The sequence below is a fragment of the Dysgonomonas sp. GY75 genome, from assembly GCF_015234155.1.
Classification (GTDB): Bacteria; Bacteroidota; Bacteroidia; order Bacteroidales; family Dysgonomonadaceae; genus Dysgonomonas; species Dysgonomonas gadei.
Genome location: NZ_JADCLQ010000017.1, coordinates 184781 through 211081 on the forward strand (window position 1 = coordinate 184781; position 26301 = coordinate 211081).

Sequence of the window (26301 nt, forward strand, 5' to 3'; positions counted from 1 at the left end):
CGGTATTATGTTTTATTTTTTATAGTCTCTATCAAATAATCAGCCAGTTTAACAGCATCTGATGAAACTATATTCTTTGACTGATATCCGGAAGATAAATATCCCTGCATTGCCATAGCTGCTATTGTTGTACGTACATCCATCTCCGGTTTTGGAGGTTCAATAAACCGGAGAGACACTGCCGGCAATAACACAAGGCTACCATCCTGCATCTCACACAAACAAAAAGGATTTCCTATTTCATGAACATATACCAGAGTATCTTCTGTTGCTCCTGGTATCTTCTGTACAGCTTTTCTTATCATTTCCTAATTACCTTTTTACATTCATCATATACTTCCAATAGTTGTTCTTCAGTAAGTTTCCTGAGCTTCTGTTTGTCCCAGTCCCATTTATCGACAAATCCGCCGGTCCATGTCCCGTATTTCCTTGCTAAATCCGGTATTATATAGTCAAAATCGACTCCGTTAACAAGGCATATCAAATCTTCTTTATCTAATTCTACTTTAATCATATTCTATACTCGTTTTTCCGTATACACTTAGGCGCCGTGAAATATTGAATAAAATAATCCCATTCGTCATCGAATCTTTTTTCGAAATCGCTTCCGGCGATCTCCTGGTAGGTTGTCGCATCATCGTAGGCGCGTAGGGTGGCATCTATCCTTTTAATAATGGCATCTTCTTCCGAATCAGTGTAGGCGCGCGGTTCTTTATTATCTACCTTTTTGCCATCCACTATCCTGTAATCGAATTTACCGTATGACAATTTTATTCTCCGTCTCCAGGGATCGACTGTCAGCTCAATGGCGGTATTGAATTTAAAATAAGTGGAGAAAACCAATGTCACGTGGTAAGCAGGCTCCGGTGACAACTTTTTGACGGCAGCCGAAATATACCGGTAGGCGGTCGATACTTCTTTCGCAAAATCAATGTATGAAATATGGATATGATTCGTTGCAGCATTATATAGCTTACTACTATCATTCAGCCTTTCGATACAAATCTCTTTTATTTCCTTTCGCTCGTATTTCAGGGAGATAATGATACCCCGTTCGCGGGAGATATGCATGACCGTTTCAACGCAATAATAATATTTCTTCTCCCCGGTGATATTCCGGGTATAGAAGGGAAAATAGTTGTTATAGGATAAGTCGGGCTTTTTCATGTCGGTTTGTTCGATTTTAATTCTTCCAGCTTTTTCTGCGTAGTTTCAATATATTCCAAGTATTCCGCCGGTACAGTATTCATCCATCGTTCGCGCTCACGGCGTACCTGGTCGGCGCTGATGAGAGCATTTACCGTATAATACAGCTTTTCAGCATTGCCAGCCTTATCGGAAATTACCTCCAGCTGCATCCGTGAATAGGATAGCATCGAGTGCAGGGCCAGCATGGATTTAAGGCATTCGTCCGGAGAGACTGCTTCCCCGGATTTGGCAGCGTCAATTACCTCCTGGAGCGTTCTTTTGGGCATGGCGGATCAGTTCTTATTCTTTAGCGTCGTCTGAATCGGTATTATCTGTAGAGTTACGGCCTTTATCAAAAAAATGCATGGCAAGGGCTTTAGTAACGATAGGTAAAAATTTATTATCCGATTCAAAGACTTTTCTCAATGCTAATTCTAAACAGTTCTGGCAACCTCCAAGAAATAATAAGGCTACGGCCGAGTCACCGGATAAGGTTATGAGTGCATAACCCATGTGTTTTTTACTCATTAAAATTTGGGCTTTTCTGAGCAGTACATATACTTCCCGCTCTTCCGGGTCTGTGATGTGTGCCGGAATGATAATTTCTTCTTCGTTTGTTTCCATAAGTTTAATTGATTTATTCTTTATAAAGTTTAGTTACTGTAATTTCCTCCAGGGGAATCCATGCGCTACATTCATCACAGATCACTTCTCCATCGACAGGAGTAGATCTGTTCATTTTAGATTTGCAATTCGGGCACAGATATACAATTCTGGGCTTCAGGAATACTTTCCAACGGCAGCCGAATATATTTATGCAAAAGATAAAGGAGTCATCGATGCTGTTGTGAAAGCCGATATGGAACAGGCTCCAACTGTTGCCAATCAGGCAAACCTTACCCATGTAATTCCAGCCGAATTCCAGGATGGTAATGCTGAAGCCGTTAAATATATTCAGGTTCAGAGCGAACGGGCAAAATGATATGCCGCGGAAGGATTTAAGACGGTTAATCTTCATGGCTGGATTCTACAATTTTTAAATATTCACAACAATATGCTCCCGAGTATCCGTCCAGCCATACGACCAATTCGCCACACATCATTTGCGGTCCTGCTTTAATTTCGAAAACTTTGTCCTTAAGGTTCTCTATTTCCGCTTCCGCACCTGTCATGATAACTTTGGTTCCGGGAACCATCGATAACTGCCGTTGCTCTTCAGGGTATGCCTGCTCTGATGTTATCGCCGTGACAACCCTGCCGGAGCAATCGCACTGCAGAATACTGCTTTCGGGAAAGAACGGCTGCAGGTATTTCCTGAGCTCTGTATCCTTGTACAGGTTAACAGTTTTATAAACCCGTTTTTCTACTGTTATTTTTGATTTTACAGCATCCGGGTATTTCTTTTGTAATTCTTTTAGCATTTGTTTTTTCCTCCTTTTTTGGCACATCGCAAATCTGCGATGTGGGTTATTCTTCTTCAATAAACATATTGGTGGTATTAATAACTCCGGCGCAATCCTGAGTTTTACCGTCACGGACAAAGAACTTATCATATGTCAGGCTTTCATAATTCGCTTTAGTAGTCCAGAACATACAGGCGCGTCCATCGATATAAATTTTGCATCTTATCAATTCATCCTGACGGATATGTTCAAAATCGGGTTCAAGACCCATAACATCTATTTGTAATTTCCTTTTTTTCATATCGCAATTTTGCGGAGTGGGTTATTATTCTTTCAGGTATTCCTTATTTTCATAAATATTCCCAACGATTTCCATTATCTGGCAATCATGTTTTCCTACATAATTATCTATGACTGGAAAAGATTTCTTTCCGTTGGGTAGTTCAAAGTAGAATCCAATTATATCTACATTTGTTCCATAAACTTCCCGGTGTGCATGACCAAAACGGCATGTAACCTGTATCTTTATAGAAACCTCATTAATAAGTTCCAGTATATCCCCCTCGTATATCTCATTCCTGCTTTTGTCAAAATGTCCGGAGAACCGGCTTCTCAATCCTTTCCCGAACACACCTTTTACCCATAGCCCGTTCGGATGGGACTTACGCTCCCATACTGTCCCGGAGACTCCGGTTAAACGTTCGTAGCCGTAAAGGGTTACATTTCCGTCTTTATCTGTTTTGAATACTCTGTATTTTGTTTCCATAAGTTTAATTTTCACTTCGCAAATCTGCGGAGTGATTTATTACCGGTACATTACAAGACATACTCGTCGTCATCGTCATAATCATAGTCGTAATCGAACTGTGCCTGCCAGTTCTCATCCTCATACTGTTTCAGCATAGCGGATTCTTCCACCGTGCGGTCCTGTTCATCTTTAGCCTGGATACGCTGACATGTGTCCTCAAATCTCCAAATATCGTATTCCCGGTTCTTCCGTTTGGCCGCCACTTCTTTGGCTACCTTGTACTGGCCGACTGCCTTATCTGCCAGGCGCTGGCACTTTTTGCGGGCCTCGTCGATTTCCTGCATTGTCAGGCCGTTCTCATTTTCGATCGACAGCGACGCCTCGAAGTGCGAATAGTCGTAGCTAAGCATCACTTTTACGGATGCTGTTTTGATAATTGTTTCTGTCATAGATTTCTCAATTAGTAAATTAGTATATTAGCAGATTAGCAAATTATTAGTCGCTTGCGCCATTGGCACATTGGCATATCTGCTAATCGGCACATTGTAACTCCTCGATATTAAATCTTACCGATACCACAGATAGCGAAAAATCATTGTCATTCATCCGGAACATATACCTGTTAATTGTCTCATACCGGTACGTTACCTCGACAGGTTCGGCGCCGCCGGTATACAGGTACTTCTTATCATGTTGGAGTTCTTTTGGATTCATAAAATTCACGATGAATTTTTCCGTATATAATCAATTATCCATGCGCCATGTGGAAGACTCTTAATATTCGGTTTGCTCCTGTTACAGGACTTTTCAAGAGCATCCCACACGGGGCTGTCTGTTTTTCCATAACCGGATAACTCGCCTATAATCTGTATCCCGCGCCAAGGGCATTGCAGTTCCTTCAGACGACTTTTGAGCTTCTCCCAGTCGCGTTCCGCGCCGTCATCAGGCGGAATGAAATCATCGATATCAGGCGCGGGTGGTTCCGGAGGCGGCGTTGATGGAGCAGGTACTGCCGGAGCAGCGGCAACCGGCGGATTCTCTTTTATATACCACAGGATCCATGATCCCGGATTCTTTACAGCATCTTTACTCCCTTTCCTCCTGCTTATTTCGTGGAATGCCTTCCATACCGGATGGCTTATCCGTCCGTAATTCGACAGCTGCACGATCTTCTGATAGTCGCCCGGCAGAACTTTCAGTTCGTTCAGGTTCCGCTTCAGGTCTGGCCAGTTCCGGTCTATGCCGTCATCAGGTGGGTTGTCTTTGTCGGGGGAGTAGGTTTCCGACGGTGGGGAATCGGAGAGAAGGGTGGAAAGCGCTTTTTTTATAGGTCTGTCGGGGGAAGGTGGAGGTGTGGTATCTGTGCCGGAATCGGAATCTGCAGGAGTACCGGATGCAGGATTCTCATCGGCGAACGGTTCCAGGCTGTAGATAACATTTGCTACTCCGTTTTTCGACTTAAAGTGGATCATGCCTCTTGCTCTCAGGCCTTCCCTGGCTCTTTTCAGCGAGTTGTACGACATACCCAGTTCCCCCTGGATGAATGCGTTTGTCCTGTTCACCTGTTTTCTCCACCCACTTTTGTTTAATACTTTGAGGATGTAGAAGTATAGGCGCTGTTCCCCGGCTTTGAATATTTGTATCTCATTCTGATCCCAAAAATCATTTATAAGATTTATATAGCTCATAGGCTTTTTTTAGAGTAATTACTTCAGTTTTGCCATTTTTGCTTCTGCCTGTTTTAAGGCAACTATTTCCTGGCGGCTATAATAAAATGGGGAATTTTTTTTCGTCCCGTGCCGTATTCTGGTGAGATTACCTTCCTGAATGTGATGCTCCAGCCAGCGTTCACTGCCCGCAATTTTTGCAGCTTCCTTGAATTTTATTTCATCCAGGGCAGGAAAAAGCCTCTTAACTACCGATAGGGCAGCAATCTCGCCGGCTTCTATGTATAATTGTTTTAATTTGAATAGATCGACTTCCATAGCTTACACGGTTATATCTTATTCACATTTTTGTTAGGAATAGCCAATTGATAAAATGTCACTATACCTTTTTGTTCGAAATGAATAAGACCACGCTCTGATAATGTTTTTCGAGACTTTTTTAATAAATCCTGAGATATACATAATTCACCTCGTATCCAATCATTTTTCTTGCTTATAGTATTATTCCAATTACTTACATTAAAAACATGCAGAAGATAAAAATATAGAGCGATCTCATTTTTACTGAACTTGTTTACCGCATGCATTTGCCAAAAAATATTGATTAATGTTAGATAATTCATAATGATATATTTTTAGTTGTTAAATGATTCTGGTTATTACTATTTTACTGCCTATCACCGACACGGTGAATTTCTTGCCCGTATCGGTAGCTATAATATTTACATTCGAGCGTATACTGGAAGGCTTATAATCTTTCCTCGGCAGTTCTATTTTTTCATCTACATCCAGTTTTTGCACGCTGCCTCTGACATTTATTCTTTCTATTGTTTGTTCCATTATGTTTATTTTTGATTGATACATAATACAAATATATCACATATTTGTGATATACATGATATGAAATTGTGATAATTTTTTAAAAAATATCACAATTAGCTACAGATCAATTAAATACATTTAATTATGATAAATATTTTAAAAAATATCGAAGAAATTAGAAAGGAAAAAGGTCTAAAACAGGCAGTTGTAGGCTCTATACTTGGAGTATCACAATCAGCCTATTCAAATTATATCACAAGAAACAGTGATATATATTACAATCGATTATCACAGATTGCTGATGCATTAGGAGTTCGTGTAATTGATATTATCACCTATCCCAAAAAATATGTTGATCCTGACACGATATTAGAGAATGCTCTATCATTTGAAGAAAAAGTAACACTTCAAATTGAGTTAAAAAAGGAAAAAAAGGAGCAAGTCTTAAAGCTCGTTTTTGGAGAAAATAATTTAGAAATTTTAAATAAATAAAAATTAAACAATTATGAATGAAAAAGAAATTATCATCAAACTCCTTATAAATAAGTATAAGGATGAAGAAGTAACAGTAGAATTAGCTGAAAAAATTTTAGACGAAACAAAAGAAATAATGGATAAACATAACAAGTCTAAATATCCTAAATGTAGTGGTCCTTGGACTATTTAAATACAATTTTAATAATTATGAATAACCAAAATAATCTTAACCTACTTTATATAAAACTTTTAAATGATTTTCATAGAAGCATAAAGTATTCTGGTTTTACAAAAAATGAAATCGTTTTATATTATTCGATTCTAGCGACATTTAACGAATCAGGCTGGCCGGAAAATATTAATCGTAGTAATCTACATATACAAAGCGAATCAGGGTTAAGTTATAATGCCATGAATGAAGCCCGCAGAAGTCTTATGGAAAGAGGGATGCTATATTTCGAGCCACAACAAAATGGCAAAGATGCAATTTATGGTCTAACAGGAGATAAAAAAAGTAATTTTGATTTACTTTATTTAAAGCTTTTAGAAGATTTCTGGCATCAAACTCATATTAATATGAGTTTTAGGGTTGAAGAATTATGCTTATACACCTTTTTACTAAAAGAATTTAACAGAGAAAACTGGAATGATCAAATTACCGTAAGCAATGATGAGATACAAGATTTCCTACATATGTCATATGATACTTTAAAAAAAGCTAGAAATGGATTAAAGAAAAGAGGTATGATTGATTTCTGGTCACATCCAGAAAACAACGATGTTATATTATACTCTTTGCAACCATTACTTGAAAAAAATAATACAGATCAATAATCATCATAATTTCATAAACTCTCGCCCCATCCGCCGGGAGTTTTTTATTCTCATTTTTCTACCTTATCAAATTTTGATAAGCTTATTTAATCGAGGGCATATTATGCAAAAAAAAGAATAAACTATTCCTATTTTTCACTACCTTTACAATCTCGCTCCATAAGTTTGTTTTATAGTTTGTGATAAGCTTCAAGGCTGCTGTAAAGCAGCCTTATTCCTTCACTCTACCACTTCCCAGTTTTCAGCGAACAACTCAATCATTGTCTCCTTCCATGGAACGCGCCCGAAGCGTGATTCTACATAAAGAAAAGGCGCCGTCATTTGCTCGTGCAGCCTCTTGGTTACTATTGCTTTCAAATCATCTTCCTCATTATCTGTCAGGTCTCGCCCGATCACTGTGGTTACATCCGTACAGATATTACACAGTATTCCGGATAAACCCGTACTATCCGAATACTCCGGTGCTTTCGCGCATCGTATTACTACATCTTCTTTCCATACGGGCAAACGCATACCGTTCCCTTTCTTTACTTCCTCCAGCGCCTGCCCGAAGGTCAAATTTTGTTTACTTAAATCAGTCATAATTAATTAAGAATTAAATTTTTAAATTATATTTGCAATGTAATTCGTGTAAGTTTAGAAATGTAACGATTGTTTTAAGTAACAGGCCTGTCGAGAGACAGGCTTCTTCTTTTATGCCATCTCAACAATAAATAGACCATCGTCATAACCATCACCAGTATTATTGGAAGTGACAGGTTCCGGAACAGTTAACCCTATTCGTTTTATATCTGTATTCCATCTTACTGTATGAGAACTACCATCATTAAGATATTCAAATTCAAACGAAGGCTCCCAGCCATTGTTATACGTCCATATTGGAGTGAATGTGCCGCTATAATCAAATATCCCAAGTGCCCCTGCTGCTAAGTTTCCATTTCCTTCCAGCCAATCCTGCGATACCTCCGCTAGTCTCAACGCATTACTGTTTAGCGAAAACATAGTATATACGCTTGTTATAATGACGGTTGGGTCAGGTTCGGTGAGAAAGTCGAATGCAGATACATTATCACCTACCTGTACCTGAGACGGATTCAGTTCGGTAAAAGCGCTATCCCAAAGCCATTTCATGCTCGTTTTTGACAGGGCATTAAATTCCTGCTGTGTCAAACCTGTATTATTCGAATAGCTTCCCTGATTTGCGAAGAAGTTAATGGCCGGAGCGTTATTATCATCGTTATTAACGATGTAAAAGAACATATTCCGCACGTCTATATACAGCCTGTTACTGTCTACTACACCCGGAGAAGCGCAGCCGTACACCTCAAATATTTGCCTTGCCGAATCGTGTATTATTACTATACCGTTGCCATTGACCCCGTTAGTTCGTTGTATGATATTAAAAGTGTTATCCGCAAACTCAAGTTGCAATACAACCTTGTCGGATACCTCTCCGGAACCTGCACCATTAGAAGCCTGCGTGTAAAATATATCGAATAGCAACTTACTGTCCCAGCCCTGTGTCTGATATTGAATATCGGCTAGTTTAAAGTATCTCCGGGCTTGGTATGGACCTACTGTAGAAGCGTAATCACCTCCGTTGCCCGATATTCTCACCACGCCGTTCTTTACTATTCCCAGCGAGTTAAGTATTACAGGAATATCTGCATCCGCCGAGCCGTCGAAGCTTACCGAACCTGTCGCGTCTCCGGATAAAGAGATAGTTCTCGCAGTAGCAAGTTCATCCGCCTGCGCAGCACTGTTTGCCTTTCCGTTGGTGAAAAGCGAAAACAGATATTTTAAATTGTCCCTTATCCCCTGAAGCCAGTCTATTAGAAATTTGGCTTTATAAGTAACTAATGTTGCATCTGCGTTGTTATCGTCGAGAGTGCGATAGCCTATCTTAGTATCCGTTACAGCATCGTCGGTTATCTCTCCTGTCTGTATCGGATCTGTATAGAAATTACGCGGATCGATAACCATTGTATATTGATAAGCGAGTGCTCCCGAAAACCATGCGTAAACTGTCAGGTTGTTATCATGATTTTCGTCATCAAATACGCGCGTCCAGGTCTTATCTGCCGGCTTAACAGCTAATCCCGCGTCATATGCCGCTAAGTCCGCGTATGCCGCAAAATTCTGCCCCAGCCAGTTGCCTTGCATGGTAGCAAGGCCGTTGATGTCTTCCTGTATCGTGTCGAGCATATCCCCGAGGTTGGTTATCGCAGATATCGGGTGTTGATCGGCAACATTCCTATTGCTTAGCTGCGTATGATCGTCTGTCCCGCCTCCTCCGCTACCTAAAAAAAAAAGTTCCTTAAACTCCGTCTCTATATTATCCGGGGTTATGGGCGTGCCGTCGATTTCTATCCCGTCGGAGAATGCCGCGCTGATCCGCACAATATCCGGAGGATTCAGGAACACCCGCACATTGTCGAACGAATAGGAGATTGTCGACTTGGCCGAGACGCAAAGGACCTGGCCGTTCCTTTCGAGCTTTACCGTGTTGTTGTCTGTTGTGATTAGTAGCATAATAATATAATTTAAGAATTAAGAATTAAAAATGAAAAACGAATAATTAAAAGCAAAAAATAATTACTTTTAGACAATTAACATTCTATTCTTTTATACAATATGTATAGTGTAGGGCTTTTAGTCCACGTTTTTTAGGTTAATTATGAGGCTGTCGTGATGATAGTCTCATTTTTTTGCTCTGAATTATCCGGTTTATAGTCATATTTTAAACTAATTTATTTTACTTTTACATCGTATAGATAATTTTTAGAAGTAGTTCTAAAAAATAATTTGTGTGTTAGGTAGCAGGGCATAGCCGTGAGGCTTGTGCCCTGTTTTTATTAGCTGCTAACTTCCAGCTCCAATGTATAATTATCCATACCTGTATTCACAACCGGGATGGTCATCTCCATGGAGCCGAGGCCATTTACATCGGTGATGATAACGCCTACCGGCACGCCTGCGGACAATATATTTACTTGCCGGTTCGCCGGCACAGGAACTATATTTGCTACCCATACCGTACAGGTAATCGCGTCGGGTTTTGGCTCCAGCGACGAGTAAGAGATCTGCTGTCTTACCGATTGTCCTGAAGGGATGCTGAATGGCCCTATTTCGTCTATAAGCTCACTGTCATGGCGGTTTACCCGTACATTTTCGAGCAGCAGCCGTCCGGAGGTGAAAGCCGGATTTGCAGGCATTGTCGTGTTGATATCGGCAATGTACACCGTACCTCCTGCCTCCTGGGTGACTGTATGTTCTGCCTTGGCCAGACCGTCGATGGTTTGAACGACTATCTTTCCCGTGCGCTCGTGCCCGGTATTCTTGTATACGGCAATATCTATCGTGCCGTTGCCGTTACCTGAGAGTGTGTCCGGCCATACCCATTCCGGGAATGAAGCCACTTCCCAGGCGTCGTCGCAGATCACCTGAATTGTAAGGGGTGTATCGCCGCTTTCTTCCACATCATAAGCTACGCTCCCGATATGGGATGTATCTTCGGGATTATCTTCCTCGGAGCCGAAGGCCACACTCCCGATGTGGGATGTATCTTCGGGACTGTCAGCGGTAGAGCCGAAAGCCACACTCCCGACGCGATCGTCCGATATATCTGTTCCCTCCGGTGGGAGGCCGTTGTCGTAATCAGCCATAATAATTAATAATTAATAATTAAGAATGAAGAATGAAATATAATGTGCTGATATTTTTATCGCTTTGCGCCATTATTAATTATTAATTCTTCATTATTAATTGATCTACATAATATTCAAAGTACTCACTACCACCCTTACCTGCATAAACGCTCCTTTTATCGGCATGGGCTTCATCAGGATACCGGCCTCTCCGGTGATGATTTTGTAAAAATCGGGATGTCCGGAAGCGATGTAATTGCCGAGGGCGTCCGTTTCCATCTCATGGGCCATGTCGTGGTTGTTCTTCAGCAGGCAGCGCGGATCATCGTCGACAACATCGAACCACTTCGGTTTTTGCTGGTATGTCCAGAAGTCCTTGTCCACCGTTTCCGAGGCAAAGTCGAAGGTATCCTTCCAGCAACGGCGCAGGTGGATATCACCTGTGATGGAGAAGGCTGTTACGCCGGTCACAAGGAACGAGGAACCCACAGGGTAATTATTACCATTATACGTTACATAATCGGTAGTATTACCCTGATCAGTATCATGCTCCACAAAGTACCAATAGCCTGTAAGCAATGCCCCGGCCTTGATGATATCGGCGGGTATTTTGTTTGCGACACGCACCTGTATAGTCTTATATTGTAGCTCGTCGTTTACCTGATACAGTACCGGATTGCCGGAGGTAGCCGAGTAAGTGCTTGCGGCTGTTACTCCGCGCACGAGATTATTTCGTGTATTTAGTGATGTGCTGTATGTAGCCCCGTTGTAACTAATGGTTGCCGGCTGCTTATCCGTGGAGCGTACAATGTAGTGTACCCCGGCAGAGATGGTTCCGTTATCGGGAGGGATGGGCGTATTGGAGAAAAGATCCGGCGTAGTGTCTGCTTTCACCCCGTAGATAGATTCAAGGCTATCCACCAGCATCAGGCGGTTAAGCTGTTTTTTTGTGCCGAAGGAGATAATATTGCTTGCCGCGCTGTAATTATGCAGGTCTGTAACGTCGTCCGTATTGGGCAGGTACATGCCCAGGGGCTGGTAGTCCATGTTCCCGGTATTGGGGAAAGCGGGGGAGAACGTGCCCGGCACGTTAGGCTGTGTGGTGACGCCGATGCGCTCCAGGCTGGCCGAATAACCGAACGATATAAACCTTGGTACTTCGAACAGGTTAATTTCCGAACCCGTCCAGGTAATGCCCTCGAACAGTTGGTTCTTTGTAAAAATCCATCGTCCCAAAGTTAATGTTATGCCGTAATCCGTAATGTCGGGGGGAACGGTAAGCCCGGCAGCCGTACAGCGTGCGACAAAGTCTGTCCGGAGTTCTTCGGCAGTCGTGCCGGTCAGCGGGGTATAGTCCGTTTCCGTACCGATACGGAAGTTGCAATTGTCGAACGCGTAGTAATTGTTCTTGTAGCTATCGAGCGATGCCTGGTTGACTATTAAGTTGCATTTTTCGAAAGTATGCAGGTTTCCGGGTATGGAGCCAATGGTGGAAGTTATACCAACGAATGAATTGTTATTACCGTAAGTTGTGGCACTATTTGTAGCTGCTGCTATTAACTTTTTAACAAGGCAGCGGTTAATCGTGACAGGAGCACCCGGATAACCACTAATAGTCCGTACAATAGCACTGTTTATTACGCAGAAATATAAATATACATTTAGCCTGAAAGCATTATTGGGAGCTGTTAAGTTGAAGGCGATATCTCCATCCAATGTCAGGTCTTTAATGTACAAATTGGGATTAACTGTACTCGCAGATGGTATATTTATTACGAAATTTTTCCATATGGTTTTATTTATCCCCTGGCCATTTACATATTTTGAATATGATGCTGTTCCCTGCATAGTGGTAGTTGTGCCGCTATGTACGCCTGAACTTAACACTAATGCTGTTGTACCTGCAGCAGCTAATCCCGTAAGGACATTAGACCTGTAAGGCGCTGTCCTTGTGCCGTTGCCGCCGGCAAAGCTATTGGAATAAAACTGGGTGGTATAATTTTGTTCCAAAATTTGCCCGTTTTGGTTCGTGTATTTATCCTTAAATATATATCTCATCTTCGTCCTGTTTTAAAGTGATAATTACCCGTCCGTTCTCATATACTTCTACATAGCAGTTGTCGAATTCGGCGTTATTGGTTTGAGTTGTACCGGTTACATTGCCCTTTTCATCTTTAGTTTCCACAATCCGGGCGTTATCATATAATTGCCTGAATTCCTTTGGCTGTTTGTCGAAAAAGATATTGTCGTCTATTTCGAGGATGATATCTGATTTTTTTACCTGGTAGATCATAATTTTTCAATTTGAATATTTGCCTCGCCTACGCTTCGGCGAACGTTGTTTGTAAATTAGCATATTAGCAAATGATTTTGTCGCTTCGCGCCACTGTTTACTGTTAACTGCTAACTGTTAACTGATCAGGTTTCCTTCCGCGTCCCACGCCGACGCTACCGGTATCACCTGTATCCATGCCGGGAATGAATCTATCGGCGGCAGGGCAAAGCGTTCGTCTGTGAGCTCTGTAATTGTGAGCGGAATGCTGGTCGGTTCCGTGATCCGCTCGCGGTATTTAAATGCGTCGGTACTTACCCGGCAGCGGAACTCCTGCCCGGACGGCCAGATGAAATACACTTCCTCGCTCTTAATCATATCCAGTATAAACGGCATTTCGTGCCGGAGCCTGCGTCCTGTCTCCACCTCGATCTTCTCCCTGCCCGGTGTGCGTGTTTTGCGTTCCTCGAAAAAGTCATAGCCGTTCATCACGTTGTACAGGTCTTCCTCGCCGAACTCGGAGGTATGCGAGGCGCGGGCGGTGACCTCGAGCAACTCGTATGCTCCCAGCGAGTTCAGGAAGCGCAACCTGTACTTTTCTTCCGCCAACTTTCCGGGCGAAATAATAAAGCTGAAGGCAAGGTTTCCGGAGGCATACACCTTTATTACGTCCGGGATTTCACCGTACTGTTCATTAAAGGCTGAACGCAAAGCCACCAGATCCATCACACAGACAGGGCCGAAGCCTGCCGTATTGATATCTATAGTATTGCCGGATGGAGAAACAAAACTAAGCGGTATATTACGGTTCAGGAAGACAAAGGGATATAGTTCCGTGTCCCGGAGGCGTACCTCGCTGTCGTGAGTGCGTGTGGTAAACAGGAACTGGCGGCGAGACGATGTAAGGCGATAAGAGAAGATATCATAGCCATTATCTGCCAGGCGCGTATATACTTTGTTGCTTATGCCGCCCCGGAACGCGTTGCCCGTAAACTCGTAACTGTCGCCGATCTTAACTGTATAGGGAATGATAAAGCCGTCGAGAGACGCCACAATGTTTCCCGAAGGAACAGCCAGAGGAACGTCCGGCGGTTGCAGGTATCCGGAGAGTTCCATCTTCACCCTGTAGACACCATCATCCTGGAATGGGAAGTAAGACGTAAAATAACTGCGTCCGCCGGTGATGACTTCCACAACGACTGCTTCGTCCGTATCTGTCTCCAGCCCGAACACTACCGGATTTCCGGAGAAAACGTTTTGACGCGGTATTTTGGTAACGGTGATCATATCAGTAAATAGTTAGCAGTTAGCAGTTAGCAGTAATAAGTGAAAAACTAAAAGTGATAAGTGATAAGTTTTTTAGAATTCTAGTATACTAGAAACTAGTACACTTGTATTTCATTTTTCATTCTTAATTCTTAATTATTAATTCTTTTCCTGTATTCCCAGTATCCGAAAACAATAACAACCAGCACGAATGCCGCGGCGAACCAGCCCCATTCGGAACCCTGGACGGGGCGGGAATCGTTATTCACATCCTCGTGAATGATTTCTTTGGCCTGCGTGCTGATGGCGGCGGTACTGTCTACCTTTGCCTCGCTTACGTGTACATCAGATGATCCTGTATCATGAACAGCCACGCGAGCTCGCTCAGCTTCCCGCCCTGATTCCTGTATTTTTCGTATTGTTCCGTCAGGTCGGTACCAGGTTGTTCGAAGATATTGTTTCTCGGAGGAGATATCCGACGTACTGTCGCGGCGATGGGCCTGTGCGGACGTACTGTCTTTTTGTACCGATGATGCTGTTGAAGCGCCTTCTGTATGCGTTTCAGCAGTGCTATTAAAGTCCCGGTTACTCCGGCAGGAAGCGAATGCCAATGTGCCAATGAGCAAATATGCCAATATGCAAATGGCGCAAAGCGATGAGATATTTTCATTTTTTTTCATTTGCTAATATTCAAATCTGCTAATTTGCTAATTGATATTTGTAATCATTCAACCTATTGATCCAACCTTGGTAAAATACCATCTGTGACGGGTCCTTCTTTACCAGGTCTTTGATAAACTGTAGCCGGGCTTCATAGATTTTTACAAACAATAGTTCCTGATCGGGATAGCCGTTCAATGCAGATAATGTCTTAGGCCCGACGACCCCGTCTGCTGTTACACCTAATATCTGTTGTGGGATTTTGATTCCCCATGCGCCGGAACCCCACACCCAATCCACCAGGATATTCGCTATCGACTGGTTCCGGATCTGGTCGGCTTTCCATCTGTTCCAGTAATACTTCCGAAGCACGTCCACCACGTCCTGACGGGTGATCAGCTTCAGGTCATCGGCGTCGATGTCGCCGTCACCATCCTTATCATATCCGACTTGTTTCCACGTTGCCAGAGTGACGCCCATATTCGTTTTGCCGCCCTTGTCGTTTTTGTGATCGGCCCAGCCGCCTTCCCAGCGGAATATGATGGGGATCAGTAATTCAATTTTTGCCATGTTTTTTCAATTTGAATATTTGTAAATTAGCATATTAGCAAATGGAGTGCAAGCGACTAGTCATTTACGAATTTACTAATTGATTAATTGGCTTATCAGTTTTATTATCTGCTTCTAATGATATATTGTTGCCAATATTTATCTTCAGGCGTTCATAGGTACTCATCAGCTGGAAGATTATACTTTGCGCAGCTGCACAGGCTACAACGATAATCGTTGCCGTCTCCCTTATCCGTTCGCCGTCGACAATTACACACCAGGCGGCCAGTATGCCCCAGAATACGGTAACGATCCATCGACGGCTCCGGAACTTAGTCCACCACTTGCCGACAAAAAATGTGGAGAGCAGGAAACAGGCCAGGCAAATCAGGCCGACGGCTATTTCCGAATGATTAAGATTTAGTTGTTGCATGACTTTTTTATTTCAAAAGTCAGGATTTGGAGGGGAAAAGGAAAGGACAAAAAATATACTGATATGCCAATGTGTAAATGTGTCGATGAAATACTTTGTAAATAAAAAAAATCCCACTTTCACAAGCAGGATTTTACTGTTAACTGTTAACTGCTAACTGTTAACTGTCACCATCTTCCGGAAAGAACTTATCCCGGATAGCATCGTTTATGTTTCTTTCCCGTTGGATATCGTGCAGCGCCTTCTGAGAATCTACGCTGGTCTTTGTTCCGGATATTACATCGGAATAGAGCGCTGCGTCTACTTCAAAATCACCGGCGTCGATACCTGACCGGTAAGCCTGGTATTCTTCAGTTCCGGGAGTAGTCAGCCGGGACTTTATATCCTCCATATCCAGATCCTGGTCTTTCGCCTGCAGGATGCTTAATATTTTACTTAGCGGATACTTCAGGCGTCCGCATTCATTAATTACTTCCAGTATAGTCATATCCGGGAGTGATTTCCTCTGAGGAGTGTCGGGGGTATTGTTTTCGTTAGTCATTATTTTGTTTTTTATTTTATAATTAAATGCAGCTCAAAGCCGTCGGCTATAAAGTGCAGGTCGGCTGCTTCGCCTTCATCCTTGTCCAGCTCGGCCAGTACCGCCCGACGGAAATCCTCCAGGATGGATTCAGCAGATTCAGCGGCTGTCATCGCCCGCCTCCTTTCTGCAACAGAGTGAACAACTGGTAATCGGTCAATCCTTCTTCACTGGCAAGGAGGTAAGACAAGGGCAAAGTTACTGCTTTGGTAACAGCTTTCAGACGGCAGGTGCGTTTCTTTGATTTTTTCATTGTTCGCCTCCTTCCTTGATTATAAATACCTTCAAGTCGGATTTAATACACAAAATACGGCCAAGCATAGACTTAAACATATTTATCTCGTCCACTTCATTATAGTTCAGATCGGCCAGCTGCTGGGTAAGGTATTCCTGTATTAAGGACAACCAGGATATGTACGATTCGGGAATCGACGGCGTTACCGGTGTAGACGGTTCCAGCCAGCGTTCCAGCATGGCTTCTATCTCCGGATGCCCGGAGAGTTTGCATAGGGAATTCTTATTGGAAGTCATATTATAAGAATTGCGATAAACAGCAACGCCCCCGTAGGTGTGACTTCCACATACGCAGGGCGTTTGCAGCCGGTTCTTTCGTTCCGACCACCATAGGGGCGTTGCCTTTTATCTTGTCAAAAAAAATATCTGATTTTTTGCCCAAGATGTATGTAGAAGTCAAGGGCAAAGATGGAGAGAATTTTTGAGATTACAAAGAAAAAATAAAAAAATCCCCGCACGGCTCCGGTGCGGGGAATAGTTGTAATCAATAATAAAAGAACCGGAGCCTGTTATTTAATACTCTCGGCAGCACGGCGTATCCTTTCCGACATATCGAGAAGACCGCCCCTGAGCTGCTCCTTTTCTTCATGTGTAAACTCTATGGGCTTGCCGTTGCCGTCTATACCGTCCAGCTTGTGGTACATCCACGAACTGGATTTCCCGAAATATTTTTGCGATATCTTGGCCCACGATATATCCAGCAGGACATCGGAGAGCTGCTGTTTTACGCTTGCTTTTTTAATACATGTTTCCATACCATATCCGTTTTTATAAAGCCCTGCCTGCATCGGCAGGGCTTTGGTTTGTCAATCTTTTTCGCTGTACAGGAGATTTTCGAATAACTTAAGCGCATACCATTCCAATTGTTCCGACGGGTTATGCTTTGAGTTCCTGAAATTGCGGATAGCTTCTATCAGCTCCCATTCCTCTTCTGTTAATACTTTCTTTTCTTTCATATCCGGTACTTTTATGATTACATTGTAAATATAGTACGAATATTCGTACTATACAAGTTTTTGATGGATTATTTTCGTAAATAATTAGCAGATTCAATTAAAATAAATTATTCATAAACTTTTACAGTTCGAAATTTCATTTCCACATCAACCATATGTTCATCGCTCATTCGATACTTCAATGATTCGGTAATCAAAGGTTGTCCATTGATTATCTTAAGGCGATCAAATCTGAATTTCTGAAGAATATATGTCGGTATTCTGGCATGATATGTAATGGAATGAAACGATGTTCTCAGCAATTGATCATATCTTTTCCAAAACGTATTATACAGGCCTTTCTCGTCCCAGAGCAACAAGCTACTATATGGATAATCAGGAGGGAGTACCGTGCCCGGGATAAGGAACCCACTTGCATTGGAATGGAGTCCGGTCCGGTTAAATGCCGGGTCGGACGCTTTACTATCCATCAGGAATTCTTCTATCCTTAGCATAATCGGGCATTTGGGAGTGTCTTCCGTTATAGTTGTTCCATCGACAATAACATTAGAATTCAGATTCCGCATAGAGCCGATAACAGGCATTATGTGACCAATAATATCACTTCCGGCCTTTACAAGAGAGGCTCCTAAGGCTCCTCCGGCAAACTTATGTTCTTCCCTTTCCAATTCGCCCGCGCTGTCATAATCAAAATTCATGGAACTTAACCAGTCTGTCTTATAAGAATTCCATAACAATTCTGCCTTTGGCTCCGACCATTTCCAGATTGAATTTTGCTCATAATACGGATATATCCCTTGTGGAGAATCAAACGTATGGGGGAGTGGATTATACTCGGAATATTTCTTTTTAAACTCTTCAAATGTAGGCGTGGCAACATCGGCCAAAGGTGTACTTCTGTCAACCGTAAGCCTCACTTGTTTTGGCTTACTAAGTTCTATTTTCGAAAATCCGGAAGTAAGATATCCGGTCAGATCCATATCCGGTTCGGCATCCAAAACATCATTAAAGAATACAAGTTTTGCCGTCTTCGCGGGAACATCAATAAAGAAATCACCACACAAACTCCGGACAATTTCCAGGAAGTCATTTACGGTGCAGTCGGGAACCAGTTGGCTTTCGATAAAATATCCGGGCATAATGGCATCCATTGTATTATTTATCACACACCATTTTTGGTAAGACGGATTTGTTTCGAAGATCGTAGGCTCAATGGTTAGCCCGAAGTATTCGAATATTTTCCGGAGAATATAACCAAATCTTAGAAAGGGAGATGCACCATATCCGGCAGGAATAGATATTTCATTACCGTCATCGTCTGTATATTGGTATGGATACTTGGCTTGTAGCCTGTTTTCATTATACATGACGCTATAATACACCTGATTAATCATTTCCCAATATTTGCTGTTTGCCCCGGCATTTGCTTGAAATATTTTATCTAACTTAGGTCTAAGTTCACAATTTACGGCTACAGGAAAAACTGTAAAATCCTGCGAATAATCAGGTTCTGAAAAAATCATAGTTTCAAACATATCCAGGATATGGCCTACCCGTTCTTCCTGGGAAACAGTTTCAGGCTGAAACCATCTCTCGATACCTTCGAATACTTGTGTTAGCTTTATTTCTTTTATCTGATTATAAAATGATGACTCATAGAGATAAAATACACTTTCTACAGTATCTTTATTGACGGATAACAATTCCAGTGTAGCATTTTCATTTAAGATACCGGCGCGTAAGTTTACTGTTTGCTTAATCTCATATTGAAATTTACGTTCGTATTTTTGAGGAAAATTCAGCAATAAATCATTCCTGATTGTGCGTTTAATACTAAAAGGAAGCGACATGCTTCCCTGTTCGCTAAGCAAAGGATTTGTCCGCTCTATATTTATATAGGATTCCGGATCCATATCGAATATTCCCTTGGCATTTTCTATTTTCATATTAGTATTTTGATGCTCCATTTCTGGATCGGTCCACTACTTTTTTTCCTTCTTCGAATGCGTAATAATTGACTCCAAGCCCGCTCTCTTCTATTTTTTCCATCAGCGCGATGAATCGGTTCAGGGTGGAATCTAAAGCGGATATGTCACGGCTGCCACCGGAATATTCTGAACGGGAGGAAGGCATATCCGGATCATTGAATCCACCGTCGGCCAGACCTGCAGGCATTGGATTACTATTGGTACGTTGCCGGCGAATACCCTCGATGGCATGTACCATCTTACTAACTACCGGTATTTTCATTTCAGGCTGCGCAATTACATATTCCCCGGCATGATACGTTACACCGTTGGGGAAAGTGCCTTTTACCTGATAGCGTCCGCCGGCGCCAGTATAACCGCCATCAATTCCGGAATCATTGTATCCACCGTCGGCTAAGCCTGGATTATCAACACGTTGTCCGGTTTTACTTTCTGTAGATACATTTTTCTTTCCCCCGTTAATCAAGCCTTTTAATACAGATTTAGCTGTTGCCATTCCTACTGTGAGAATCCCTGTAAGTATGGCCGCTGTTCCTATACCGACAAATCCTTTTGATCCGATTTCGTTAGCTGTCGCTCTGAATATAGCACCGGTACCGGTAGCGACTACTTTCACGATTTCGGCGTTGATCATCTGCGTGAGGGTATCGAACAGGATGTCGAGCATTACATCGGCAAAGTCTTCTAATGCATCTTCCTGTCCAGTGATCACATTGCCAAGTACCGTGCCGATGGCTGTGCCGTATTGCTGGTATTCCTGCTTGCGCCTGTTCAACTCACCGGTGTACAACTTTGTGAGGGCGGCTTCTTCCGAGGCTTGTTCTTTCAGAACATTTGAATATTCTTTCCCTGACGCTTTCCTTGCATCGAGTTCCTCCTGTATCAGGGCGAGACGTTTTTTCTGAAGTTCGACTTCCGCATCAAAGGCTTCCGTAGGAGTGAGCGCACCGATTTCTTTTTGCAGGGAAAGGCTGTTGGATTCATCTTCAATTTCTTTCTGCTTAACGGCTTTGTCTTTTCCGAAGCTCTCCTGGAATTTTTCTTCTCCCCGTGCCTTTTCTTTTGCCTTGGCATCGTTCCGGATTTTGAGGAGATTGTCCTGATGTTGTTTCTCGAGTAGTTCCAGGGCATCGAGTTTCTGCTGCAGTAATTTTTTGTCCTGTTCTGTTTCGGCCGACATCAGGAGCATCTGGAGTTCCTGGCGTGACTTACCGAAAATACCTAAATCGCGCAGACGGTCCTCATATTCTTTTTTCTCCTTTGCCTCCGGATTGGCATTTAGGATAATCTGCTCCAGCTTTGCCCGGAAATTAATTTCCTGCTGCAGGCGCTGTTTCTGTATTTCCGATATCCTTTTACTGACATCGTCTTTGACCTCTTGACGGGTCACTTTGTCTTTAAATTCAGTTAGCGCCTGTTCTCGGATAATATAGGAAGCCTGTTCGAGTGCATATACCTGTTGGTTATATCCGGATTCGGTTTTGATCTTACCATCCAGGTAATCCTGGTTTATTTTTGTTAGCTTATTATTATATGTAGTATCTAATGACTGGATTAATTGACTCAGCGATTTACGCTCGGCTACCAGTATTTTATTCTCTTCTTTGGTTGTGTCACTATTCTTTTTCCGAATGCCGGCTATTGTCCTTTGTGTCATTTTCAATGACTGGGTGGTTTTTATATCTATTTGATCTATAGCCCGGCCCGAATTGACATAAGCATCAATGGCCTCCGTACTTGCTAAAGTGAATTTTTTAATGGCATTCACAGCTATTTCATATTGTTTTGGATCGGTTAATTTATATTTAACCTTGAGCTTATCGATCAGATTGACATGATCTTCTATTTCCTTATTCGTCTCATGTAACTGTTGAGCGTAATAGTTATTCACCTTAGGACCGCCGGTAGCATATATTTGATAAGTATTCGCTTTTTCCTGGAGCGAAAAAAGATCCCCTTCAAGTTCTTGTATTTTTTTAATGTCTTTGATCTGCTGATCATTCCTAATCCTGTTAACAGTGATATATTCCAGTTCTGCGTCAGTTAGCTTTGTTTGATCTACCAGCACGTCTTTAGCGGCCTGGTGTCTGATGTCGGTGAATTTTTTCTCATCTTCAGCCATTTTTCGAGTCCTGACAATGATTTCATCACCGATTCTGAGCCTCTCTTTATTCGATAAGTTCACATCCCGTAGTTGTGTTTTCAATTCTTCCAGTTCCGCTATTTCACGGGCGGAAGTCATCTTGAAAGAATTTTCCAGGTCGTATGCATCTTCCAGCATTATGGAGACTTGATGTCCAACTTTATAAGCGCTTTTTAGTCCTGCCACAAAGTTTGTGAAATCCCAGTTCGCCAAGGCTGTTTTCACATATCCTATGGAATTAGCTACGCCATCCATCATAGCAGCGAATTCTATACCGGTCGCCCTGTTCGACATCATGACATCTTCCAGCAGATTGAACGCTTCTTTGGCTGCCGCAATAGCTGCCGTAACGGCTACGGATCCTTTGGCCAGCTTGCCGGAGAATACGGACGATGTCTCGTCCGCTCCGTTTTTTAGTTCACCCATACGTTTATTGACCTGTGTCAATTCTTTTTCAAGAGCCTTATACGCTTCCGGATGAGTAGACTTGGATGTATTGTCCAGTTGCTTTTGAAGGTCATAAGCCCGGTATTTCAGCTGGTTCATGGTCATATCCTCCAGCTTGAGGGTTTTGACCATTTCTTTAGCCTTGGCATCGTTCTCCTCAATGGCTTTCTTATTGTCACGGATACGCTTTGTATAGTCAGCCGATTCATTGGCTGCCGATTCATAAGTCGCTTTTGCCTCCCTGAAGGCGTCGCTATCCTCCTTGCCGGCAGCGGCCAGTTTTTTCATTTCCTTTTCAGCTTCGGACATCTGTCTGGTTGCGAGTTTTAGTTCAGCTTCCAGTTTCTTATTGTCGTCGGTCAGCCGCTGTATCACCGAAGATATACTTGTCAGTTCCGACTGTACCCCTTTCGCGTCCAGCGACAGGATCCATCTTATTTCGTCGTCTTTTAATTTTGCCATGAATTATTCCCTCCCTTTTTTACTTGCATAATCTTTAAATGCTGGTTCTTTTTTCTCACTTGAGTTTCCTGACCCTGCGCCGAATGCATCCCGTAATTTATCTCCCATAAGGTCGGCTATCTCTTTTCCATAACCGTATCGTATATCCCGGAGTGCATTATTATAGAGTATACCCCAGATCTGCCGGTTATAGAGTTTCCAATTACCCAGGCGTTTCATATCCAGAAATCGGATATAGATAGGATATACGGCAGCCATATTGAACTGTTCGCCTTGAGACTGCAGATAATATTCGGGGCTGGACAGCGAGTCTTCGAGCCGCCCGGTTCTTCTCTGCAATCCTTTCTTTCGCCTGGAGGCTTTCAAGTCTTTCCCCGACAGATATATCCGCTGGGAAACTATCAGCTGCTGTGCCTTGAATATATTCCGGACATCACGTTCCAGAACCTGCCGGATAAATTCGTCCTGAGCTATGCCATCACTCCTTATAATCATGATCGTCTGAATTAAGAATGAAAAATTAAGAACTAAGAACTGATAGTTTCTTTAACATTTCCATCAATCCTTCCCTACGCGATCCGGTCAGGTTATCTACCAATCCTGTAGCCGTATGAAAAACGATTTCTTGCTTCCGGAACTCTTCTATATCCATACCATCGAATAGTTGAAAGAATACGGCGATAAGTCCTGACGGGATGGAAGCGTTGCTCCACCCGTAAACCCGGATCTTCCCCTCGCTGACAAACGGGTAAAAGTAGGTCCTGCTGGCACATGACATAATCCGTGTAGCCGGGATCCTAAGACGTTCTGGCAATGTAGGAAACTCTATCCGGGATTCCAGATCGATCAGATACTGGAACCGTTCCTGCCAGGAACACATTGCGTTGAACATTTCGATGAATTGTTGCTGCCGGCTCATATCAGTCAAGGTTAGTTTCCGAATAGTCAAAAATAGCCATCCATCCGGAGTGATCGTAAAATAAGGCAGATTCGATAGGGAATATTTCTGCAGGGAAATTAATCAGCCGGGTATTGCCGCAAAAGTCGAGTTCTTCCTGATCAGCCTCCATCTTATCGAGTATGGAAGTCAGGATATCGAATGTTTCCGTCATCAGGAGCGTTTCGTTCAGATTGTCGTTGTTCGCAATTGTGAGCGGAAAAACGACATACACGGCAAGTTTTTGCCGGATGCCTAGCGGAACGACAGGATTATACGACGCAGCGCCGTATTCGACAAACAGGATGATATCCTTATTATTCCGGATTTTATCGGATACAAATTTTTCATTCATTGAGAAGATATAGCTGGATATCTTATCTATTATGCTGGTATCCGGCGCATTCAGTATATCGGCCGCGACTTCTGCATATCCGGGCCTTTGCGAATAGTCCGGGTTGGACAGTATCTTCCGCAGGGCATCCTTCGGGACGAATTTTGCAAAATATTTGAATAATGTCAGTTGTAGTTCCATGATTTCATTTTCCAATTAATTTATTTATATTCTGGATGCTCATATTTGTTTTCCCGGCCAACTCTTCTATTTTGACGCCGGAGGTCAGAGCGGATGACAGGTTTTTCTTCAGGATGACCAGCTGGGCATCGAAGAAATTATTTACCGTATCGTTTTCGTTATATCCCTGGCTGGAGATCATAAGTACCGTTTCATTCATGCCGATGCGAATAGTACTCTTGGTATCGCTATCATTACTGTCGGATGAACCGAACAGGATGGAATAATACGGGTGCGTAACGTAATACTCCACGATGCCGGCGAACCAGCACATAATGCCTGTTTTTATTCCGGCAGGCAGTTTTTGAATGCCGGGGCGTTCGGTTACCATATTTTCGTTGTAATCCGCGGATGCAGGGTACAGGATGGAGATAATTTTATCCACGCACCTGCATTTTACTGTTGCATCGGTATCGGAACTATAAAGTGAATAGATATCGAAGCAGTCGGAGAACTCGTGGCCTGTGATATTCGTGAAAGGGGAGATATCACGGATGAACTTCTTGCCGGCATATTTTTTTCTGCCGATACGGATATAGGGAAACGGATTGCTACGAAAAAAAGTATTTATCTGTATAGTCCTGTCTTCTATCCGGAAAGCAAAGTCGAGCTGTTCGGATAACTTGTACAGGTTGTAGTTGATAATATCACGGTCGTAGCGTTTCGGCTTGTAGCGGCCATACCATACGCTCCAGTATGCCGGGAACCGTATGCGTCCATGATTGGCCAGGCACCACAGGGCAACGAACGGAACAGCAGCAAAAAACAAAATGTAGCGTAACGATAACGAAAAAAAGTGATGTGAAGGCTTATACCCCGTCAGGCAGATAAGCATCCGTATTCTGAATGTTTCCGGTGACAGGCGATGCCCGATAACATCATGCAACAGCCTGAATGCATACAGACGCTGCTTATATGTCAGTTCATCCCACGATTCCGGAAGCTGGAGCGCTCCTTTGTTTAATTCGATTTTTTTCATCAGCTAAAATAAAATTTATCCTTATCGCTAATATCCGGCTGTGTGAAGCGGGGAGCATCGGCAGCGTCCTTCTGGTTGTTTTTGATGGCATCTTTCTTAAGCTTCACGTCCCAGTCTGTCCAGTAGGAGGCTGCTTTTCGGGCATATATGCCGGCTACCTTCTCACGGATGTAGGTATCTGCCTGCGCGTTATGGTTCTTACCCATCTCGTTGCTGATATCCCTGCGGATAGGCTCCGGAAGTTCCATATAAGCCAGCCGTGTGCAGGCGCGGGCCATCACATCGTAGCACAGGGCGCGGGCGTTCTGGTTATCCTTTGCCACGGGTGTCGGCTGCCGTGATTCGACACACTCCATCCATACCTCGCGGATCAGTGAGCGAACGGTGATAACAAAATATAAATCGGATACGCCCACCCATTTCTCGAAGTCTGTAACATCGATAGGGATATCGCTGTCCGTATCCTGGTTCCAGCCGGGGAAGTCATCCTTGTTTTCGTTCAGGTATCCGATAAGCAGGTTTATCCAGAACCAGCCCGTGGTGATCAGGTTCTCCGACAGTTGGTCCTGCTGGTATTTGAATACAGTGGTTTCGTCATCGTTTTTCTTGACAGTCACGCCATCATTCCCAATACGGGTGATCAGGAATATCAGGTGTTGGTATATGGTAAAGTGAGCCACAGCGCGCCGCAGGTAATCGAGCGCCGCCGCGCCTTTATCCGTATCGGCGGATGCCGTGCCGTCGCATAGCGCGTCGAAAAACGAACGGGTGAATATACCGTACAGGGACACAGCCGCCTTGCACATGGAGCTCTCGATATTGCGTGGGTCCAGAGATATATTTACTCCGGATATCACTTTCTTGAATTCAGCGGCGAAAGCCTGCTGATCGGATGTATTGAAGGGTAGTTTGATCATGTTTTTAATTTGTAAATTTGAAAATTAGCATATTAGCAAATGATGTTGTCGCTTCGCG

At 43.1% G+C, this 26301-nt stretch carries 40 protein-coding genes; 3 read left to right on the forward strand and 37 right to left on the reverse strand.

The features are described from left to right. Positions 1 to 5 precede the first annotated feature (5 nt). From IR083_RS09970 to IR083_RS10040, 15 genes are all read right to left on the reverse strand, one after another. A complete protein-coding gene (locus IR083_RS09970; protein WP_194224183.1) occupies positions 6 to 305 on the reverse strand; it encodes a hypothetical protein in 300 nt (99 codons plus the stop codon). Beyond that, the gene (locus IR083_RS09975) at positions 302 to 514 is read right to left on the reverse strand and encodes a hypothetical protein (RefSeq protein WP_194224184.1); all 213 of its coding nucleotides are present in this window, start codon (positions 512 to 514) and stop codon (positions 302 to 304) included. Before IR083_RS09975 ends, IR083_RS09970 begins: the two co-directional genes overlap by 4 nt. Next, on the reverse strand, positions 511 to 1167 hold the full coding sequence (locus IR083_RS09980) for a hypothetical protein (RefSeq protein ID WP_194224185.1): 657 nt from the start codon (positions 1165 to 1167) through the stop codon (positions 511 to 513). The genes IR083_RS09975 and IR083_RS09980 overlap by 4 nt, the downstream gene beginning before the upstream one ends. Continuing rightward, positions 1164 to 1475 carry a hypothetical protein gene (locus IR083_RS09985; RefSeq protein WP_194224186.1) on the reverse strand — a complete coding sequence of 104 codons (312 nt, stop codon included), beginning with the start codon at positions 1473 to 1475 and terminating at the stop codon, positions 1164 to 1166. The genes IR083_RS09980 and IR083_RS09985 overlap by 4 nt, the downstream gene beginning before the upstream one ends. Before the next feature lie 13 nt (positions 1476 to 1488). Beyond that, positions 1489 to 1812 (reverse strand): hypothetical protein, encoded by a 324-nt coding sequence (locus tag IR083_RS09990; RefSeq protein ID WP_194224187.1) that lies wholly within the window; start codon positions 1810 to 1812, stop codon positions 1489 to 1491. A gap of 13 nt (positions 1813 to 1825) precedes the next feature. Next, on the reverse strand, positions 1826 to 2206 hold the full coding sequence (locus IR083_RS09995) for a hypothetical protein (RefSeq protein WP_194224188.1): 381 nt from the start codon (positions 2204 to 2206) through the stop codon (positions 1826 to 1828). Continuing rightward, positions 2196 to 2609, reverse strand: a complete 414-nt coding sequence (locus tag IR083_RS10000) for a hypothetical protein (RefSeq protein WP_194224189.1) — start codon at positions 2607 to 2609, stop codon at positions 2196 to 2198. Before IR083_RS10000 ends, IR083_RS09995 begins: the two co-directional genes overlap by 11 nt. Before the next feature lie 46 nt (positions 2610 to 2655). Further along, complete coding sequence (locus IR083_RS10005) at positions 2656 to 2892, reverse strand: hypothetical protein (protein ID WP_194224190.1); 237 nt, start codon at positions 2890 to 2892, stop codon at positions 2656 to 2658. 24 nt (positions 2893 to 2916) lie between these two features. Then, positions 2917 to 3357: a YopX family protein gene (locus IR083_RS10010; RefSeq protein WP_194224191.1), complete on the reverse strand. Its 441-nt coding sequence runs from the start codon at positions 3355 to 3357 to the stop codon at positions 2917 to 2919. Positions 3358 to 3407: 50 nt separating this feature from the next. Beyond that, positions 3408 to 3788 carry a hypothetical protein gene (locus IR083_RS10015; RefSeq protein ID WP_194224192.1) on the reverse strand — a complete coding sequence of 127 codons (381 nt, stop codon included), beginning with the start codon at positions 3786 to 3788 and terminating at the stop codon, positions 3408 to 3410. Positions 3789 to 3870: 82 nt separating this feature from the next. Continuing rightward, the gene (locus tag IR083_RS10020; RefSeq protein ID WP_194224193.1) at positions 3871 to 4053 is read right to left on the reverse strand and encodes a hypothetical protein; all 183 of its coding nucleotides are present in this window, start codon (positions 4051 to 4053) and stop codon (positions 3871 to 3873) included. A 5-nt stretch (positions 4054 to 4058) separates the two neighbouring features. Further along, positions 4059 to 5027, reverse strand: coding sequence for a hypothetical protein (locus IR083_RS10025; RefSeq protein WP_194224194.1), 969 nt, complete (start codon positions 5025 to 5027; stop codon positions 4059 to 4061). Positions 5028 to 5045: 18 nt separating this feature from the next. Continuing rightward, a complete protein-coding gene (locus IR083_RS10030; RefSeq protein ID WP_194224195.1) occupies positions 5046 to 5324 on the reverse strand; it encodes a hypothetical protein in 279 nt (92 codons plus the stop codon). Between the two features lie 11 nt (positions 5325 to 5335). After that, complete coding sequence (locus IR083_RS10035; RefSeq protein ID WP_194224196.1) at positions 5336 to 5629, reverse strand: hypothetical protein; 294 nt, start codon at positions 5627 to 5629, stop codon at positions 5336 to 5338. Between the two features lie 19 nt (positions 5630 to 5648). Further along, positions 5649 to 5846, reverse strand: a complete 198-nt coding sequence (locus IR083_RS10040; RefSeq protein WP_194224197.1) for a hypothetical protein — start codon at positions 5844 to 5846, stop codon at positions 5649 to 5651. Between the two features lie 126 nt (positions 5847 to 5972). Here IR083_RS10040 and IR083_RS10045 point away from each other — a divergent pair, with 126 nt between their 5' ends. From IR083_RS10045 to IR083_RS10055, 3 genes are read left to right on the forward strand one after another with little or no spacing between them, the layout of a single operon-like run. Further along, on the forward strand, positions 5973 to 6320 hold the full coding sequence (locus IR083_RS10045) for a helix-turn-helix domain-containing protein (RefSeq protein ID WP_194224198.1): 348 nt from the start codon (positions 5973 to 5975) through the stop codon (positions 6318 to 6320). Between the two features lie 13 nt (positions 6321 to 6333). Continuing rightward, positions 6334 to 6495, forward strand: coding sequence for a hypothetical protein (locus IR083_RS10050; RefSeq protein WP_194224199.1), 162 nt, complete (start codon positions 6334 to 6336; stop codon positions 6493 to 6495). Positions 6496 to 6512: 17 nt separating this feature from the next. Beyond that, positions 6513 to 7139: a hypothetical protein gene (locus IR083_RS10055; protein ID WP_194224200.1), complete on the forward strand. Its 627-nt coding sequence runs from the start codon at positions 6513 to 6515 to the stop codon at positions 7137 to 7139. A gap of 219 nt (positions 7140 to 7358) precedes the next feature. On the opposite strand, the gene IR083_RS10060 is transcribed toward IR083_RS10055, so the two are convergent. From IR083_RS10060 to IR083_RS10165, 22 genes are all read right to left on the reverse strand, one after another. Then, entirely contained in the window at positions 7359 to 7721 is a 363-nt protein-coding gene (locus IR083_RS10060; protein WP_194224256.1) for a hypothetical protein, read from the reverse strand. A 111-nt stretch (positions 7722 to 7832) separates the two neighbouring features. Further along, on the reverse strand, positions 7833 to 9671 hold the full coding sequence (locus IR083_RS10065) for a hypothetical protein (protein ID WP_194224201.1): 1839 nt from the start codon (positions 9669 to 9671) through the stop codon (positions 7833 to 7835). Between the two features lie 323 nt (positions 9672 to 9994). After that, complete coding sequence (locus tag IR083_RS10070) at positions 9995 to 10804, reverse strand: BACON domain-containing protein (RefSeq protein ID WP_194224202.1); 810 nt, start codon at positions 10802 to 10804, stop codon at positions 9995 to 9997. A 105-nt stretch (positions 10805 to 10909) separates the two neighbouring features. Continuing rightward, positions 10910 to 12844: a hypothetical protein gene (locus IR083_RS10075; RefSeq protein ID WP_194224203.1), complete on the reverse strand. Its 1935-nt coding sequence runs from the start codon at positions 12842 to 12844 to the stop codon at positions 10910 to 10912. Then, entirely contained in the window at positions 12828 to 13079 is a 252-nt protein-coding gene (locus IR083_RS10080) for a hypothetical protein (RefSeq protein ID WP_194224204.1), read from the reverse strand. Before IR083_RS10080 ends, IR083_RS10075 begins: the two co-directional genes overlap by 17 nt. 117 nt (positions 13080 to 13196) lie before the next feature. Continuing rightward, a complete protein-coding gene (locus IR083_RS10085) occupies positions 13197 to 14345 on the reverse strand; it encodes a hypothetical protein (protein ID WP_194224205.1) in 1149 nt (382 codons plus the stop codon). 131 nt (positions 14346 to 14476) lie between these two features. Next, positions 14477 to 14959, reverse strand: a complete 483-nt coding sequence (locus IR083_RS10090) for a hypothetical protein (protein ID WP_194224206.1) — start codon at positions 14957 to 14959, stop codon at positions 14477 to 14479. 64 nt (positions 14960 to 15023) lie between these two features. Next, positions 15024 to 15554 carry a glycoside hydrolase family 108 protein gene (locus tag IR083_RS10095; protein WP_194224207.1) on the reverse strand — a complete coding sequence of 177 codons (531 nt, stop codon included), beginning with the start codon at positions 15552 to 15554 and terminating at the stop codon, positions 15024 to 15026. 64 nt (positions 15555 to 15618) lie between these two features. Then, positions 15619 to 15966, reverse strand: a complete 348-nt coding sequence (locus tag IR083_RS10100; protein WP_194224208.1) for a hypothetical protein — start codon at positions 15964 to 15966, stop codon at positions 15619 to 15621. A 160-nt stretch (positions 15967 to 16126) separates the two neighbouring features. Further along, on the reverse strand, positions 16127 to 16507 hold the full coding sequence (locus tag IR083_RS10105; RefSeq protein ID WP_194224209.1) for a hypothetical protein: 381 nt from the start codon (positions 16505 to 16507) through the stop codon (positions 16127 to 16129). An 11-nt stretch (positions 16508 to 16518) separates the two neighbouring features. Continuing rightward, on the reverse strand, positions 16519 to 16659 hold the full coding sequence (locus tag IR083_RS10110; protein ID WP_194224210.1) for a hypothetical protein: 141 nt from the start codon (positions 16657 to 16659) through the stop codon (positions 16519 to 16521). Then, positions 16656 to 16799, reverse strand: coding sequence for a hypothetical protein (locus IR083_RS10115; protein ID WP_194224211.1), 144 nt, complete (start codon positions 16797 to 16799; stop codon positions 16656 to 16658). Before IR083_RS10115 ends, IR083_RS10110 begins: the two co-directional genes overlap by 4 nt. Then, the gene (locus tag IR083_RS10120) at positions 16796 to 17077 is read right to left on the reverse strand and encodes a hypothetical protein (protein WP_194224212.1); all 282 of its coding nucleotides are present in this window, start codon (positions 17075 to 17077) and stop codon (positions 16796 to 16798) included. The genes IR083_RS10115 and IR083_RS10120 overlap by 4 nt, the downstream gene beginning before the upstream one ends. Before the next feature lie 272 nt (positions 17078 to 17349). Next, on the reverse strand, positions 17350 to 17595 hold the full coding sequence (locus IR083_RS10125; protein ID WP_194224213.1) for a DUF5053 domain-containing protein: 246 nt from the start codon (positions 17593 to 17595) through the stop codon (positions 17350 to 17352). A 51-nt stretch (positions 17596 to 17646) separates the two neighbouring features. After that, entirely contained in the window at positions 17647 to 17796 is a 150-nt protein-coding gene (locus IR083_RS10130) for a hypothetical protein (RefSeq protein WP_194224214.1), read from the reverse strand. A gap of 107 nt (positions 17797 to 17903) precedes the next feature. Continuing rightward, positions 17904 to 19742: a hypothetical protein gene (locus IR083_RS10135; protein WP_194224215.1), complete on the reverse strand. Its 1839-nt coding sequence runs from the start codon at positions 19740 to 19742 to the stop codon at positions 17904 to 17906. A 1-nt stretch (position 19743) separates the two neighbouring features. Next, positions 19744 to 22836 (reverse strand): hypothetical protein, encoded by a 3093-nt coding sequence (locus tag IR083_RS10140; protein WP_194224216.1) that lies wholly within the window; start codon positions 22834 to 22836, stop codon positions 19744 to 19746. A gap of 3 nt (positions 22837 to 22839) precedes the next feature. Next, positions 22840 to 23331, reverse strand: a complete 492-nt coding sequence (locus tag IR083_RS10145; protein WP_194224217.1) for a hypothetical protein — start codon at positions 23329 to 23331, stop codon at positions 22840 to 22842. A 25-nt stretch (positions 23332 to 23356) separates the two neighbouring features. Next, positions 23357 to 23755, reverse strand: a complete 399-nt coding sequence (locus IR083_RS10150) for a SufE family protein (protein ID WP_194224218.1) — start codon at positions 23753 to 23755, stop codon at positions 23357 to 23359. 1 nt (position 23756) lies between these two features. Then, positions 23757 to 24308 (reverse strand): hypothetical protein, encoded by a 552-nt coding sequence (locus IR083_RS10155; protein ID WP_194224219.1) that lies wholly within the window; start codon positions 24306 to 24308, stop codon positions 23757 to 23759. 4 nt (positions 24309 to 24312) lie between these two features. Beyond that, on the reverse strand, positions 24313 to 25326 hold the full coding sequence (locus IR083_RS10160) for a hypothetical protein (RefSeq protein WP_194224220.1): 1014 nt from the start codon (positions 25324 to 25326) through the stop codon (positions 24313 to 24315). Next, positions 25326 to 26243, reverse strand: a complete 918-nt coding sequence (locus IR083_RS10165) for a hypothetical protein (RefSeq protein ID WP_194224221.1) — start codon at positions 26241 to 26243, stop codon at positions 25326 to 25328. The genes IR083_RS10160 and IR083_RS10165 overlap by 1 nt, the downstream gene beginning before the upstream one ends. Positions 26244 to 26301: the final 58 nt, after the last annotated feature.